Here is a 15342-nt window from a genome sequence, read left to right as displayed (position 1 = left end):
AGAACTCATGCTGCCTGGCCTTAAGTAATCCAGCCGCCGTTCGGACTGATGATCTGGCCGGTAATATAGCCCGATTCAGGCAGCGCCAGAAAATAAACCAGCGATGAGATATCTTCAGGAGAAGCAAGCCTCCCCGCAGGGATCTCATCCTCCAGCATCTTCACCTCATCCGCCTGCAGATTGGCCAGCATGGCCGTGTGGACCGCTCCCGGTGCAACGGCATTGACTGTAACCTTGGAAGGTGCCAGCTCCTTCGCCAGCGCCTTGGTGAAAGCATTCACTCCGCCCTTGCTGGCCGAATACGCCACTTCACAGGAAGCGCCCGAAATCCCCCATACGGAAGAAACATTAATAATCCGCCCGTAACGCTGGGAGACCATATAAGGCATGAAAATCTGGCTGCACATAAAGGTGCCCTTCAGATTCACCGCCATAATATCGTCCCACTCTTCCTCCGTTACATCGGCCAGCATGCCATAATGCGCCTTCCCGGCATTGTTGACCAGGATATCCGGCATCATGCCGCTGGCCTCAAGCCGCTCGGCCATACGCACAAGCTGGCTGCGGTCCTTCATATCCGCAGCCACAGTCATCACCTTTGCCCCCAGCGCCATACACCGCCGGGCAACATCATTCGCCGCTTCATGCGAATTCATATAATGAATCACAATGTTCATGCCTACCGAAGCAAATCGCTCGGCGATGGCTCCTCCGATTCCCCCGCTGCCTCCGGTAATGAGCACTGTCATTTCGCCAATCGCTTTGCTGCCCTCTCCCGGTAATGCCATTAAGGACTCACCACAAGCGACACAGCCAGCTGCTCCCAGTCCACATGATTACGCAGCCGGTCATTCACTTCCTCCAGCGTGATCGATTCATAGAGGGGAAGCACTTCGAACAGATCTCCGCCGCGGAACTGGTAACGGGTGAACTCATGGGCAATGCTCTCCGGCGAATTCAGCATACGCAGATAGCCGCCGATTTTCTTTTTGCGGGCACGCTCGAAATCCTTCTCTGCGAAGCCCGTCTCCTGGATATGACCAACCTCTTCTTTGATCCGGTCAAGCAGCAGGCCCGGATCTTTGGTATCGCCGCCGATTGCCGAGAACGCATATTGCGGGGAGCTGTTGAATTCATGGCCGAAGCTGTCCGAGATCAGCTCCTCATCATAGAGCTTCTGATACAGCGCCGTACTGCTGCCGAGCAGCAGATCCAGCATCAGTCTGGTGGTCAGATCACGGCGAACTGCCGCCTCACCCGTGAGGCCATCCACCTTTTCCTTGAACCCGAACATCATTTTGGGAATGGAGACCGCGAGCCGGCTCTCCACATGCTTCGATGCAACCTCATGCGGCTCCTGCTCGAAGATACGGGTGATTTCACCCTGCTTCTCATAATTTTTACCCTTTTGATTGTTGCGGATCAGTTCAAATACCTTCTCAGGATCGACACCGCCGACAATGAACAGCAGCATATTACTGGGATGGTAGAAGGAGTTGTAACAGGTATACAGCGTTTCTTTGGTGATGGTAGCAATCGACTCGATAGTTCCGGCAATGTCAATATGAACCGGATGTTTGGCATACATCGCTTCGATCAGTCCGAAATACACACGCCAGTCCGGGTTATCCGCATACATGTTAATCTCCTGGCCGATGATCCCTTTTTCCTTCTCGACATTCTCATCCGTGAAATAAGGACGCTGCACAAAATCAACGAGGGTACTGAGATTCTGCTCAATGTTCTCCGTCGCCGAGAAAAGGTATACCGTCTGGTCAAAGCTGGTGAATGCATTCGCAGATGCGCCGTTGGAAGCAAAGGTGGCAAAGATATCGCCTTCGGGCTCTTCGAACATTTTGTGCTCCAGGAAGTGGGCAATACCGTCAGGCACGGTGGTTTCTTCCCCGCCCGCTACCTTAAAGTGATTATCTACAGAACCGTATTTGGTCGCAAAGGTAGCGTAGGTTTTGAGAAAAGACGGCTTCGGCAGCACATACACCTGCAGACCGTTATCCATAACCTCATGATACAGTGTTTCTTGAAGTCTTTCGTAATGGAGCTTTTCCACCGCTATTCCTCCTTCCCTGTCAGGAAATAAATCGTATCAAGCTGGAAGGTGTCAGCCGCAGCCTTCACTTCTTCCGCTCCTATGTGGTCAACCTGGTCCATCAGTTCCTGTGCAGAACGGTCCTTGCCGGATATCTGGCGGTTGAAATCAAACGAGATCATCTCAAATGCGGAATCCTGAATTTCGGACAAAAGGTTGCGGATCATTGCTTTGGTCTGGCTCAGCTCCAGATCACTGATATTGCCGGCCTTCAGCTCATCCAGCTGCTTGCGGATAATATCAACGGCCTTGCCGTAATTCTGGGTCTCGATTCCCGCTTGAATCGTCCCGATGCCCTTATGCCCGTCATAGCGTGAGGAAGCATAATAGGCCAGGCTCTCTTTCTCGCGCACGTTGACGAACAGCTTCGAATGCGGATATCCGCCGAGGATGCCGTTGTACATGAGCGCTGAAGCGTATCTGTCATCCTTGTACGTGATTGAGGTGCGCAGACCCATATTCAGCTTGCCTTGATTGACATCCAGCTTCTCCTCCACCGTCCGTACTTCCGTAACCGTTACCGGGGTGAAGTCTGAGGTGTACGGCGCAGATTCGGAATGTTGAGCGCGGCCGAAATTGGCAATGACCAGCTTCTCCACTTCTTCCGGTGTAGTATCACCTACCACGTACAGATCAAGGGTCGCTCCATTCAGCCAGGAATTATAGGACTGGTACAGCGATTCAGGGGTGATCGTATCCAGATCGGCTCTTTGTCCGAGCGGATGCAGACGGTATGGTTCAAGGCGGCACATTTCCTCAATGCAGCGTTCTGCCGCGTAACGGATTTTATCGTTCACAATCGCTTCCAGCTTCTTGCGGACGGTCTCGCGTTCAGTCGCCACATAAGACGCGCGGAAGCTTCCGTCCTCCAGCAAAGGCCGGGTCAATACTTCTCCGAGAAAAGCAAAAGATTCTCCAAGCAGGCTCTCCTTGCTCTGTACGAAGGAATCATTGATCGTGTCCATCCGGAACTGCACGATCTGATAATCGCCGCGTTTGTAGATGTCGAAGCCGAAACCTGCACCATAAAGCTCCTCCAGACGTTCGCGGAACTGGGTGGTTTCAGGGTATGAGGCTGTGCCCCGGCGGAGCACAAAAGGTACCAGCGCTGTAGGGGTGACGGTATTTTCGTCAAGCGGAACGCCGGCATAAAGTGAGATGGCGAACGTCTTGAACGCCTTGGTAGGCAGAACGTGTATGCGCATGCCTGCGGCGCTGCCATGTTGAAATCCATTATTTGTCAAGTCCAAAACTCCTTTGCGGCGTGGGTAGATGCTATACAACAAGTTTATGAAGTATTATCCATTCTAAACCATTCCAAAGTAAGGAAGCAACCGGAAGACAGCGTACCGGTTGCTCTAAGAAAAGATTTATACGGACGCTGTCATGCTGCCATTAATGCCTTGCTGTGCAAAAACATTCCTTCAGCTACATACAGAAAATATGCTCACCGATCGTCTTCACCTGCGGCCGGCTCCAGATCCATTTGGAAGTGGCTGTCTTGGGATTGAAATAATAGAGGCAGCCGCCGGAAGGGTCCCAGCCGTTAAGCGCCTGCTGCACTGCCTTGCGTGCCTGTTCATTAGGCTCCAGATAAATTTGTCCGTCAGCTACAGCCGTAAAGGCTCCGGGTTGAAAAATCACACCCGAAGGCGTGTTGGGAAAGCTCGGCGATTTAACCCGGTTGAGAATAACCGCCGCCACCGCTACCTGTCCTTCAAACGGCTCCCCGCGTGATTCACCGTAAACGGCATTAGCCATGATTTTCAGATCATTTTCGGACAGCCCCATCGTATTGCCGGAAGACAGCTCAGCTGTATTCGTTTTGGCTGTATCATTCTTTTTTGCCGCCGTTCCGGATGATGTATCTTTTTTGGCGGTAGAAGTTTTAGGTTCCGTAGGTTTCCAGGCTGTTGTTGCATTGTACAGTTTGAGCTTTGTTTTGGCACCAACGACTCCGTCGGATTTCAAGCCGAATTTCCACTGGAACCAGGTGACGGCATTTTTGGTTTTGGCTCCGAACTGGCTGTCAATGGGACCGGCATAATAGCCAAGATGCTTAAGTCTCCCCTGCAGCTCATACACATCCTGTCCGGAAGATCCAAGCTTCAGCGGCGTTGTGCCAAAAGCGGGTAATGCTTCTTCCCCTTCGTCAGGAATTTCCGTTATAACCGGCGCTGCTGCATACGATTGGGCGTACATCACGCCACGATCTTCAAAGAATACGCCGGCAAATGGTGCGGCGGCCAAGGCAAGGGTTAGTGCGGCAAAGATCCACTGCTTATGTTTTGTCATGGGGGTTCGCTCTACCTTTCTCTTGTAAGTTCTGCATGAATGGCTAAAGTTATTATGACGACTCACAAGACATCCTATGCATTACCGTAAGACTGGCAAGAGCAAATCCATTGCAACTGAGAACGATTATCAACTATACTTGGGTTATGAACCAACAGGAGTTGAGAAGAATCATGAATCTGAAGGACCATATCATACTGTGGAACCACGCTTTAATAGAAGTTATTGATATCCGCAAGGCCTCTTTCACTTCGGGAGAACCTCCGCTGCTGTACCGCCTTCCAGCCAGTACATATATGTATGTCGTACGCGGCAGTGCAACTGTGCTTATAGATGAGATTTCATTTGAAATCAGCGGCTCCAGTGTCATTCATGGCGGCAAAGGCATGATGATCAAAGTGCTCAAGACACAGGAAATCCTGGATTATTACTTAATTTTGTACAGATCCACACTCACCCTCCCCGGACGGCGGAATCTCACAGCACTTATGGAGCGCAGCCGGCCTTTTAGCAAAATTTACAATTTCACTCCAGGCAATCCGCTTCCACTGTACGAGATCCTGATCCAGATGTATGGCGAATGGCAGCAAGGCGGCGTACTCGAGCATCTGCATGCCAAAGCCTTGTTCTATCAATGGGTCCATGAGCTGCTCCGTCAGCTCCATGCGCAGGATATTCAGCCCCTCAAAGCGGATTCGCTGGACCAGGCAGTACGCTACATGCACGACAGTTACAGCAAACCATTCACGCTGGATGCACTCGCCGGCACACTCGGGATGAGCCCGAGAACCTTGTCGAGGCTTTTCCGGATGAGGCTTCAGACCAGTCCTGCCCAGTATATGATACAGATCCGTATGGACAAAGCCCGGGAGCTGCTGCTGAATACAGAGTCCACACTGCATGATATTGCGCTTGCCGTCGGCTACCCGGATGCATATCATTTCGGCAAAATGTTCAAAAAGCATTTCGGCACCTCGCCGGTAAGGTACAAAAATTCCCTGCTAACCGTGTCAAACTGGCCGGAAATACCATCCGCTGTGTCCGCTTATGACATTGCCTGGGAAGACACTCTCCGATATATTGATGATGATAATCATTATCAATATAACCCAAAAGGAGCGTCACCCATGTTCAGAACGGCTAAACCATCCCTAATGCTCACCTTGTTGTTATGCTTCACCATAGTGTTAAGCGCGTGTTCCGCAGGAGGTGCCAACAACACTACAGCGGGCAATGCCAGCAACTCAGGAGCCGCTTCGCCTGCTGCGACTGCAGCCGCTACAACATCCCCTGATAACACTGCAGCCGAGGCCCAGACCCGGACCATCTCCACCGTCAAAGGAGACGTAGAGGTTCCAGCCGATCCCCAGCGTGTGGTAGTACTGTATCTGCTGGGCGATGTCCTCGCACTTGGTATCAAACCCATAGGTGTATCTGATGTATCCGAAGGCGCAGCCTTTGAGAATGAATTGAAGGATGTACAGAAACTGGGCACCTGGTTTGAGGCTAGTCCTGAGGCTGTACTCTCGCTGGATCCCGATCTGATCATTGTTCCTTCTGAGGAGACCTATGCAGCACTGCATGACATCGCACCGACAGTGCTGGTCCCTTATGAGAAGATGACGACCGATGAGCGGGTAAGGTTCATTGGACATATTTTCGGCAAGGAAGAACAGGCTACCGGCCTTTTGAACAGCTTCAATGCCAAAGTGGAGGACAGTAAGCAGAAGCTGCAGGAAGCAGGAATTCTCGGTTCAACGGTCTCCATCATGGAAGGCGGCGCAGACCGCAGCATGGTAGTGGTCATGAGCAAACAGTATGGCCGGGGTTCACAGGTCATTTATGAATATCTCGGAATGAAGGCGCCTGAGATTCTCCAGCAAAAAATTGATTCCAAGAGCGATATGGGCGGTGATTCCGTATCCTTTGAAGTTCTGGCCGATTACAGTGGAGATTATATCTTCCGTTCTTCCTACGATGGGATGGCTGATCTGACTGCCGATCCGCTCTGGAACAGCATTCCGGCAGTCAAAGAAGGCCGCCTGATGGAGATTGACTTCGGATTATCCTATTACAGCGATATCTATTCGCTGAACGCACAGCTTGATTTCATTGTGGACAGCCTGCTTGCAGCCCCCCGGGTCAAGTAATTGTAGATCAATCACAAATTGCCTAACTTAAAAAAGATGACCCGTATCTACTTCTACGGGTCATCTTTTTTGGGTTATGAACTGATTCTGTTATGCTGATACTGTTCGAGGGACATCAGCACCTCACGGGGCTTGCTGCCCTCGTAAGGCCCGATCACGCTTCTTGCCTCCATGGCATCGATTAACCGTGCAGCACGGGTGTAACCGACCCGCATGCGCCGCTGAAGCAGCGACACCGAGGCTTGCTTGGCTTCCAGCACAATCTGGACGGCTTGTTCATATAATTCATCCTGCGGATCCTGATCCTCCGATAGGGTATCATCCACTTCAGGAACAAGGGATTCATCATAATTCGCTTCACCTTGGCTGCTTACATACTGTACAATTGTTTCGACCTCCTGATCGCTCATGAAGGCCCCCTGGACACGAATCGGCTTGGAAGCTCCCATTGGCAGGAACAGCATATCCCCCCGTCCCAGCAGCTTCTCTGCACCCGGCATATCCAGAATGGTCCGTGAATCCACATTCGAAGATACTCCAAATGCAATCCGCGAAGGAATATTCGCCTTAATCAGTCCGGTAATGACGTCCACGGAAGGACGCTGTGTGGCGATGATCAGATGAATACCCGCCGCCCGCGCCATCTGGGCAAGCCGGCAGATCGCATCCTCGACATCATTCGCCGCCACCATCATCAGATCGGCAAGCTCGTCCACAATTACTACAATGTAGGGCAATACCGCTGCCGGATTATCTTTCATTAATGTATTATAGCCTTCCATATTACGCGTGCCTGACTTGGAGAACAGCTCATACCGCTTCTCCATCTCCACCACTATCTTCTTCAAGGCAAGACTGGCCCGCTTGGGATCGGTAACCACCGGCGCAAGCAGATGCGGAATGCCGTTATATACATTCAGCTCAACCATCTTAGGGTCAACCATGAGAAACTTCACTTCATTAGGCTTCGCCTTATACAGGATACTGGTAATAATGCCGTTAATGCAGACGGATTTACCGGAACCGGTAGCCCCCGCTACCAGCAGATGGGGCATCTTGGCCAGATTGCCTATGATCGTCTGACCGGAGATATCCCGTCCGAACGCAATCGACAACCGTGACTCTGCCTCCTGAAAAATCTGCGTCTCCATTACTTCACGCATGGTTACAATTGAGACCTCGGAGTTCGGCACTTCAATACCGATGGCTGACTTGCCCGGAATCGGCGCTTCCATCCGGATATCCTTGGCTGCCAGCGCCAGCGCGATATCATCGGTAAGATTGACAATCCGGCTGACCTTCACGCCGATATCCGGCTGAATCTCGTACCGGGTAACAGCCGGTCCCCGGACAACCTCAAGCACCTTCGCCCGGACACCGAAGCTCTCGAGTGTAGCTTCCAGCTTACGGGCCGTCTGCATGTAGTCATTCTGGTCTCCGGCCTTGGCTCCGTTATTAGGCTTGGCCAGCAGCCGGAAGGATGGAAGCTTGTACGGCTTGGGCGGCGGCGGTGGCGGAATTGCCGGAACCACTTCACCATTCTCTGCCGTTCCCAGCAGCCCTTCCAGCTCTACAGGAAGTCCGTCCTCTGCAGCTTCATCCGCAAGTGCAGGATGTCCGGCAGCAGCAGGGAGAGCCTCATCGCCCGCTCCTGTAACAGCACCGCCGCGTGCAGCCGGCGAGAACTCGCTCCACTCCTCCCGGTCCTCCGCATTCAGACCTTCCGAGCGGATGTGCTCGAAGAAGTCGCGGATGATCGGTGTAACCGGCTCAAGATCTTCTTCGGGGAATTCATCCTCACCGAAATCCTCCGGCGGCATTCCCCTGCCTGCCGCAAGCCCGGATATTATCGGACCGTTCCGCGGTTCTGTCAGGATTACATCCGGCAGTTCCCCGTCATCATATTCTTCCGTCCCGGGCTGCTGCTGATTACGGGCGGAGCCGCTGAACCAGCCGGCCACTCTTCCCAGCAGGTTCGGCTGTGCACGTCTAGGCAGCTGATTATTGTTCTCTTCTTCATCGTCTTCGTAGTAGTCATCATCATCTGCCGGCTGCGGTGCAGCAGGTGTGCTGTTTCTTGCAGCTCTGGGCACTACCGGAACCGCTGCAGGGCGGTTGGCTGATCTGAGCTTTATTCCTTCCACCAGCTTAACCGCTCTTACCCGGAGCAGCGTAAACAGCTCCACATACGACAGATTGGTAATCAGCATGAAGCTGATCGCCAGCAGAACAATCATAAGCAGCTTGGCGCCCAGATTGCCGAACAGCCACAGGAGAGCTGCATACTCCAGCGCTCCGATGTACCCTCCGCTGATGTCCTTGCCGAGCATGTACACGCTGCTCTCACCAGCGCCCGGAGACAGGGAACCCGAGAGGTCATTATGTATTTGGGCCAGCACATTGCCCGGATGCAGCATTCCGATCGGTCCCAGCTTCTGCTGCATAGCCGAAATCGTACTCATCAGGCACATGGACAGCAGCAGCAACAGCCCGCCGGTATACCGGCTGTTCCAGGTGGACGGCCATTTACGGTGAATCATGACCATCAGTCCATAGAAAATGCCGGCCAGCGGCAGCACAAAATAGAATCTGCCGAGTAAGTATCCCGCCATACTTGAAAGAGAGCGCCCTACAGCCGCTTCACCTGACAAAGCAATGACGGAGATCGTAATAAGCAGAATTCCATAGATTTCATATTTTAAAACGCTGCCCAGCAGCGCTTTTTTCTTTTTCTTTTTTCTTTTTTTAGCCACGCCAGCCACCCCCACAACATTATACCATATAATGGCGTGGCGTACCTATGTTCTCTTTTGTCAGAAAATGCATCTATAGGCAGTATGTTCGCATTTATTTGTCTAATTGAATGACCGATCCGGGGGACAGGGCTGCGTCCAGATACCTGTGCAGCGGACACTGAAGCAGCCTGACAATCCGCGCCTGACCGCCTTCAAGCGGTTCGACCTGCATCAGCATCCCTTGATAGCTGACCTCCTGCACCGGCAGCGCATAATTAAGTGCACCCTCAAATACCTGCTCCATCGGCAGAATCGTATAAAAGGTCATTGAGTCAGTCCTCCCGGCGGCAGATGATCAGGCGAAAGCGAAACGTTTCCCGCAATCATTTGGTTCAGATGGGCCAGAGCAGCTCCTATACCGCCCACCTCATCCATAAGACCATATTTCACGGCATCCTGTCCGCCGACAGCGGTACCGATGTCACGGTTCAGCTCTCCGGTTTTGAACATCAGGTCTTTAAATTGCGTCTCTGTAATGCGGGAATGCGAAGTTACAAATTTAACCATCCGCTCCTGCATCCGCTCCATATATTCGAAGGTTTGCGGCACTCCAATCACGAGGCCATTCATGCGGATCGGATGAATCGTCATCGTTGCACTCTCGGCAATAATGGAATAGCTGGAGGATACCGCGATCGGGACGCCAATGCTATGGCCGCCGCCGATTACCACAGTCACAGTTGGCTTGGACAAGGAGGCAATCATCTCGGCAATAGCCAGCCCGGCCTCCACATCCCCTCCGACGGTGTTCAGGATAATCAGCAGCCCTTTGATATTCTTATTCTGCTCGGCGGCAACAAGCTGGGGAATGATGTGTTCATATTTCGTAGTTTTATTATGCGGCGGCAATACGAAATGTCCTTCGATCTGGCCAATAATCGTCATGCAGAAAATATCCGGCTCCCCTGTAGGAACCGCCGTTTGCCCCAGCTCCTTCAGCACCCCCACTGGTCCGGGCAGCACAGGTTCACTGACTCCGGGTTTGATTTCTCCAGGCATAATCTCTTCGTTCTTGCCGCTGTTCATGCTTGCTTCTGTGAAGTCCATTGTGCGCAGCTCTCCCTTTCTGCTTACAGCACCCATCCGCTGCAGCCATACTATCTCCTGGTAGTATGACATTCCGGGGGACTCCCTTATGCAAATCCGGTTATAAAATATCAGTCTGTGTTTGTTCAAGTTAATAGGGATCTGCTACGGCACCAAGCACTGCCCCCCGGATATAGGGTTGTCCATTCAAGCTCTTCAGACCTGCGGCAGAGCCGGTGACAACAACTCCCAGAATCCGGACATCTGCGGCGTCAGGCTCAGTCTTATCCTTTTTGAGGTACCGGCTGATCCGGCTGTATTCGCTATAGTAATTGTCTTTATGCTCCAGCCCGGATTGAAGCAATCCCAGAAAATCCACCGGCGATACCTCACCGCCATTATCATTGTGTCCGGTGCCGAACCCATAAATGCCTGAGGAAGATGACACAGGCTGCGGACTTATCATTACGCCATCCCAACCCTCGTGGGATTTCAGATAGAACCCGGAACTTTCGTCATACGTATCCACCCAATACCATACAGGTCTGGCCTCTTTAGGAAGCATTCTTTTCACCTCCTCGAAGGAATAGGGTTGATCAAAAGACAGCGCCATCTCAGCCAATTCATCCGGTTCCATCGCGGTAAGCAGGTTAAGGTCATTGAGGATTGAACTGTCGTATTCCACGCCCGGAATGTAATAGGCCATCTCCTTTTGCCCATTGTGCGGGTTATACTGCCGTCTGAACGCCTGGCTGTCCGGATTTCCCGGGGGCGCTGACTCCTGCAGATTGGTTGTTCCCCCATAAGCTCCGGTAGCAAACGGAAACCACCACTCGTTATAATTGAACCATTTCTCATTCCACGGAACAGGTACGCCTTCAATGATCTTATAAGTGTTCATTTCCAGCACTCCAGATAAGAATCCGCGGTTGTCTCTATAGCTGGACATATATTCATTGGGACTGCTAATCATCAGATATTTCCATTCACTCATCTTTGTCTCAGCGGAGCGGTGGGCCACCAGCTGTGCCGCACCGAAAAATATCGCGGTCAATGTAATAAGGGTAACCAGCAGCGAAATAACAATACTGCGGATTAAGCTTTTGCGTTTAGCTTTTTTCAGTGTTTGGGCCAAATTCTGATCCTCTTGTCCATCCCATGGGGCTGTCATTCAGCCTCACCTCCGTAAATGTGTTGAAACTGCTGCCTGGCACGGTACAGAGAAGCCTTCACTGTACCTTCTGAGACTCCCAAGAGCGCAGCAATTTGCTTATAGGAGAACTCCATTTCATACTTCAGCAGAATCAGCTGGCGGTTCGCCGGGTTCATCCTGCTGAGGATCTTCTCAATAAGTATTTTTTGCTCCTGCTGCAGCAGCATGGACTCCGGCAGTTCGCTCTCCGGCGCTTCATAATCGTGAATTTCTTCGGAATACCGGAACCGGGCCTGCCTCCGGCACAGATCATAATAGCTGTTAATCGCTACCTTATAGAGCCAGGCACTGAACTTATGGCCGTCAATCCCGTCAACATACAGTAAGGCTTTGTATATTGTATCCTGTACGATGTCTTCCGCATCTGCATTTCCGGCACCCAGCCGGATTAAATATCTGCGTATTTCTGCCATTTTGGATTGGAGCAGCTGCTCTTTGTTTCCAGCCCCCACTTTCACACCCCCTTGGCAGTATAACGATTGAGCTCCTTAAATGTTGTGTCCGCCGGCAAAAAAATCTTATAGCTGCACAAAAAGCCCCTCCTCCCCAGGAAACCGTCCAATATTTCCGGGGAGAAGGGGCTATTGCCCTGCATATATTCTAAATGAAGCTTTGAATTATACTTCCATGATGATCGGCAGGATCATCGGTCTGCGGCGTGTCTGCTCGTAGAGGAAACGGCCAAGCGAGTCTTTGACACTGGTCTTCAGAGAAGCCCACTCATTGACCTTCTCGCTCATCAGACGCTGCAGCGTACCGGATACAATCCGGTTAGCTTCGTCCAGGAGACCTTCAGACTCCCGCACGTAGACAAATCCGCGGGAAATGATATCCGGTCCGGAGACAATAGCTCCATTCTGCTTGCTGAGTGTTACCACTACAACCAGAATTCCGTCCTGGGACAAGAGCTTACGGTCACGCAGTACGATATTGCCGACATCGCCGACACCAAGTCCGTCAATGAGCACGTTGCCTGCAGTAACCTTGCCGGCTCTGCGTGCTGCTCCTCCGGAAATTTCAATCACTTCGCCAAGCTCCGTGATGAAGATGTTGCTTGGTTCTACACCAACGGACTCTGCAAGAATTGCATGTCTGCGCTGCATACGGAACTCACCGTGAATCGGAATGAAGAATTTCGGCTTCATCAGGTTGAGCATCAGCTTCAGCTCTTCCTGGCTGCCGTGACCGGATACGTGAACACCGGAGTTGGAGCCGCTGTAAATTACATTGGCGCCAAGACGGAAGAGTTCATCAATGGTACGGCCTACATACTTCTCATTACCCGGTACTGGTGTAGCTGCAATAATAACAGTATCGCCTGGCATAATGTCTACCTTGCGGTGACTGGAGCGCGCCATACGGGTCAGCGCGGACATTGGTTCGCCCTGGCTGCCTGTACAAAGCACAACTACACGGTTGCCGGCCATTCTGTTCATTTCTTCCGGTTCAATCAGCATACCGTCAGGAATGTACAGATAACCGAGCTCGGAAGCAATGGAAACTACGTTAACCATACTGCGCCCGATGACAGTAATCTTGCGGCCTGTTGATTCTGCTGCATTCACCACCTGCTGGATACGGTGCACATTGGAAGCAAAGGTTGCTACAACTACACGCTGTTCAGCTTTACGGAAAATATCTTCCAGAACAATGCCGACATTCTTCTCCGAAGGTGTAAAGCCCGGCTTCTCGGCATTGGTACTGTCAGACAGCAGTGCAAGCACACCCTTCGATCCGATTTCGGCCATTCGGTGCAGATTCGCAAATTGACCGTTAACTGGCGTGTGGTCGAATTTGAAGTCACCTGTGTGGACAACATTGCCTTCCGGAGTCTCGATGCATACACCGACGGAATCAGGAATACTGTGGTTAGTTCTGAAGAACGTTACCTTAAGCGAGGTACCCAGCTCAATTTCCGAATCTTCGTTGATCAGAATCCGTTTGGTTTCGCCCAGCAGGTTCGCTTCCTTGAGCTTGTTATCCACAAGGCCAAGTGTAAGTCTTGTTCCATAGACTGGAACATTCAGGTTCTTAAGCACATAAGACAATCCGCCAATGTGATCCTCATGTCCGTGGGTAAGCACAATCCCTCTTACTTTGTCACGGTTCTCAGTCAGGTACGAGATGTCAGGTATTACAATATCAATACCGAGCATATCTTCTTCCGGGAATTTCAGACCGGCATCCACGACTACAATGTCGTTGCCGTACTGAATAACGTACATGTTTTTTCCGATCTCGCCGACTCCGCCTAATGCGAATATCGACAATTTATCGTTGTTGTTTTTTTTCGACAAATGAATCTAACCCTCCTATGATGTTGGACGTCATACTTTTATTTGTAAACAATGAGCTTCAATTATTTCAGCGGCGCTGTAGAATTTCTTCAAATTGCTGTTAACTTTCCTTATTCGACAAAGAAATTCCGTTAAGTCTGTATAATTGCGCAAGGCGAAACTCCCGAACCGGGCAGTAATATCGTCTTGAAGCGGGCAAACGCCGTCAAAATTTCATCACCGCGCCCCTCGCGCGAAAATCCGGCATGTTTAGCACAGACTTATCCAAGGACCTATCCTGTCTCACAATGTAAAATTACATTGACGGAAGATTACCGCATATTTTATTTTAACCGCACCGAATCACTTAAGGACATTATACATGATTTTTTTGGCAAAAGACAAGTCATCCTGATCCTAGTCCTATTCTTTCCTTAACAAACAGCCATTATTTGAGGAAAAGACAAGCAAAAAAGCGGTTTATGGCTTGCGTTTTTTTACATAGTCTTTATACGGATCTGACAAAATAAAAAACCGCCCGCTCTGTAGAGCGGACGGTTAGCGATATATATCTGCTTAAGAATACTGGGTTGATACCTACTTAAGCAAAGCTGCAATAAAGGCCGCTTCCTCATCTGTCGGAGAAACCAGCGGCAGCCGGACTGAACCTACGTCGATCCCGCGCAGACCCAGCGCATATTTCACCGCCGAAGGATTCGGCAGCGGCTGCGGGCATTCGAACAACCCCTTGAACACAGGAAACAGCGTCCGGTGGAGCTCACCGGCACGGCGGACATTCCCGGAAGTGAAGGCTTCGATCATCTCCAGCATCTGCGCCCCGACAATGTGGCTGGCTACGCTGATAATACCGTGGCCGCCCACAGCAAGCGTGGCCAGACCCGCAGAATCATCCCCTGAGTAGACATGGAAATCATCCGGGCAGGCCGAGGCAATCAGGGTGATCTGATCCACCGAGACGCATTCCTTCGTAGCGACAATGTTCGGAATCTCGGCCAGACGCAGTGTGGTTGCGACACTTAGGCTCACCGTAGTGCGGCTTGGTACATTGTATAAGATGCAAGGCAGCGAAGTCTCAGCGGCAATGGACGAGAAATGCCGGTAGAGCCCTTCCTGATTAGGTTTGTTGTAATAAGGGACGACCAGAAGCACACCGTCCACGCCGATTTTCTCGGCTTCCTTCGTGAGCTCGATGGAATGTCTGGTACTGTTGCTGCCGGTTCCGGCGATGATTTTGCAGCGTCCGCCTGCCTGCTTTTTGACAAAAGAAAACAGCTTCAGCTTCTCATCATCGGTTAAGGTAGGCGATTCACCCGTTGTTCCGCAGACTACCAGCGCAGCGGACTTCTGTTCTTCTATCAAGTAATCGACAAGCCTTGAAGTTGCTTCCCAGTTGATTTCTCCGTCCCCGTCAAACGGGGTTACCATTGCGGTTATTAGTCTTCCGAAATCCACTTTGAAT

The 15342-nt window shown here is 51.3% G+C and carries 12 protein-coding genes; 1 reads left to right on the top strand and 11 read right to left on the bottom strand.

All coding sequences use genetic code 11. From position 1 onward, the window contains the following. Positions 1-20 precede the first annotated feature (20 nt). The 4 genes from ymfI to sleB all read right to left on the bottom strand — a co-directional run bounded on the left by ymfI (position 21) and on the right by sleB (position 4402). Positions 21-788, bottom strand: coding sequence for an elongation factor P 5-aminopentanone reductase (gene ymfI / locus NSQ73_RS12355; RefSeq protein ID WP_340986637.1), 768 nt, complete (start codon positions 786-788; stop codon positions 21-23). After that, positions 788-2068: an EF-P 5-aminopentanol modification-associated protein YfmH gene (gene yfmH, locus NSQ73_RS12350; protein WP_340986636.1), complete on the bottom strand. Its 1281-nt coding sequence runs from the start codon at positions 2066-2068 to the stop codon at positions 788-790. The genes ymfI and yfmH overlap by 1 nt, the downstream gene beginning before the upstream one ends. 2 nt (positions 2069-2070) lie before the next feature. After that, on the bottom strand, positions 2071-3351 hold the full coding sequence (gene yfmF / locus NSQ73_RS12345; RefSeq protein ID WP_340986635.1) for an EF-P 5-aminopentanol modification-associated protein YfmF: 1281 nt from the start codon (positions 3349-3351) through the stop codon (positions 2071-2073). 184 nt (positions 3352-3535) lie between these two features. Beyond that, positions 3536-4402 carry a spore cortex-lytic enzyme gene (gene sleB / locus NSQ73_RS12340; protein WP_340986633.1) on the bottom strand — a complete coding sequence of 289 codons (867 nt, stop codon included), beginning with the start codon at positions 4400-4402 and terminating at the stop codon, positions 3536-3538. A gap of 173 nt (positions 4403-4575) precedes the next feature. Between sleB and NSQ73_RS12335 the strand changes: the two genes are divergently transcribed. Continuing rightward, positions 4576-6552 carry an AraC family transcriptional regulator gene (locus NSQ73_RS12335; RefSeq protein WP_340986632.1) on the top strand — a complete coding sequence of 659 codons (1977 nt, stop codon included), beginning with the start codon at positions 4576-4578 and terminating at the stop codon, positions 6550-6552. Between the two features lie 74 nt (positions 6553-6626). Here NSQ73_RS12335 and NSQ73_RS12330 read toward each other — a convergent pair whose 3' ends face one another. The 7 genes from NSQ73_RS12330 to dapA form a co-directional block, all read right to left on the bottom strand. Continuing rightward, positions 6627-9305, bottom strand: a complete 2679-nt coding sequence (locus tag NSQ73_RS12330; RefSeq protein WP_340986630.1) for an FtsK/SpoIIIE family DNA translocase — start codon at positions 9303-9305, stop codon at positions 6627-6629. Between the two features lie 94 nt (positions 9306-9399). Next, positions 9400-9615 carry a YlzJ-like family protein gene (locus NSQ73_RS12325; protein WP_340986628.1) on the bottom strand — a complete coding sequence of 72 codons (216 nt, stop codon included), beginning with the start codon at positions 9613-9615 and terminating at the stop codon, positions 9400-9402. After that, positions 9612-10346, bottom strand: a complete 735-nt coding sequence (locus tag NSQ73_RS12320) for a ClpP family protease (protein WP_256703992.1) — start codon at positions 10344-10346, stop codon at positions 9612-9614. Before NSQ73_RS12320 ends, NSQ73_RS12325 begins: the two co-directional genes overlap by 4 nt. A gap of 178 nt (positions 10347-10524) precedes the next feature. Continuing rightward, a complete protein-coding gene (locus NSQ73_RS12315) occupies positions 10525-11544 on the bottom strand; it encodes an anti-sigma factor (RefSeq protein ID WP_340986626.1) in 1020 nt (339 codons plus the stop codon). Further along, positions 11541-12038 carry an RNA polymerase sigma factor gene (locus NSQ73_RS12310; protein WP_340986624.1) on the bottom strand — a complete coding sequence of 166 codons (498 nt, stop codon included), beginning with the start codon at positions 12036-12038 and terminating at the stop codon, positions 11541-11543. Before NSQ73_RS12310 ends, NSQ73_RS12315 begins: the two co-directional genes overlap by 4 nt. Positions 12039-12203: 165 nt before the next feature. Then, positions 12204-13883 (bottom strand): ribonuclease J, encoded by a 1680-nt coding sequence (locus NSQ73_RS12305; RefSeq protein WP_039294807.1) that lies wholly within the window; start codon positions 13881-13883, stop codon positions 12204-12206. Between the two features lie 576 nt (positions 13884-14459). After that, positions 14460-15335 (bottom strand): 4-hydroxy-tetrahydrodipicolinate synthase, encoded by an 876-nt coding sequence (gene dapA / locus NSQ73_RS12300; protein ID WP_042138102.1) that lies wholly within the window; start codon positions 15333-15335, stop codon positions 14460-14462. Between the last annotated feature and the right edge of the window lie 7 nt (positions 15336-15342).

The sequence above is a fragment of the Paenibacillus sp. FSL R10-2736 genome (assembly GCF_038000245.1).
Lineage (GTDB): Bacteria > Bacillota > Bacilli > Paenibacillales > Paenibacillaceae > Paenibacillus_AQ > Paenibacillus_AQ phytohabitans.
Note: the sequence above shows the minus strand (reverse complement) of the source record. Positions and strands in the feature narration are given on the sequence as shown.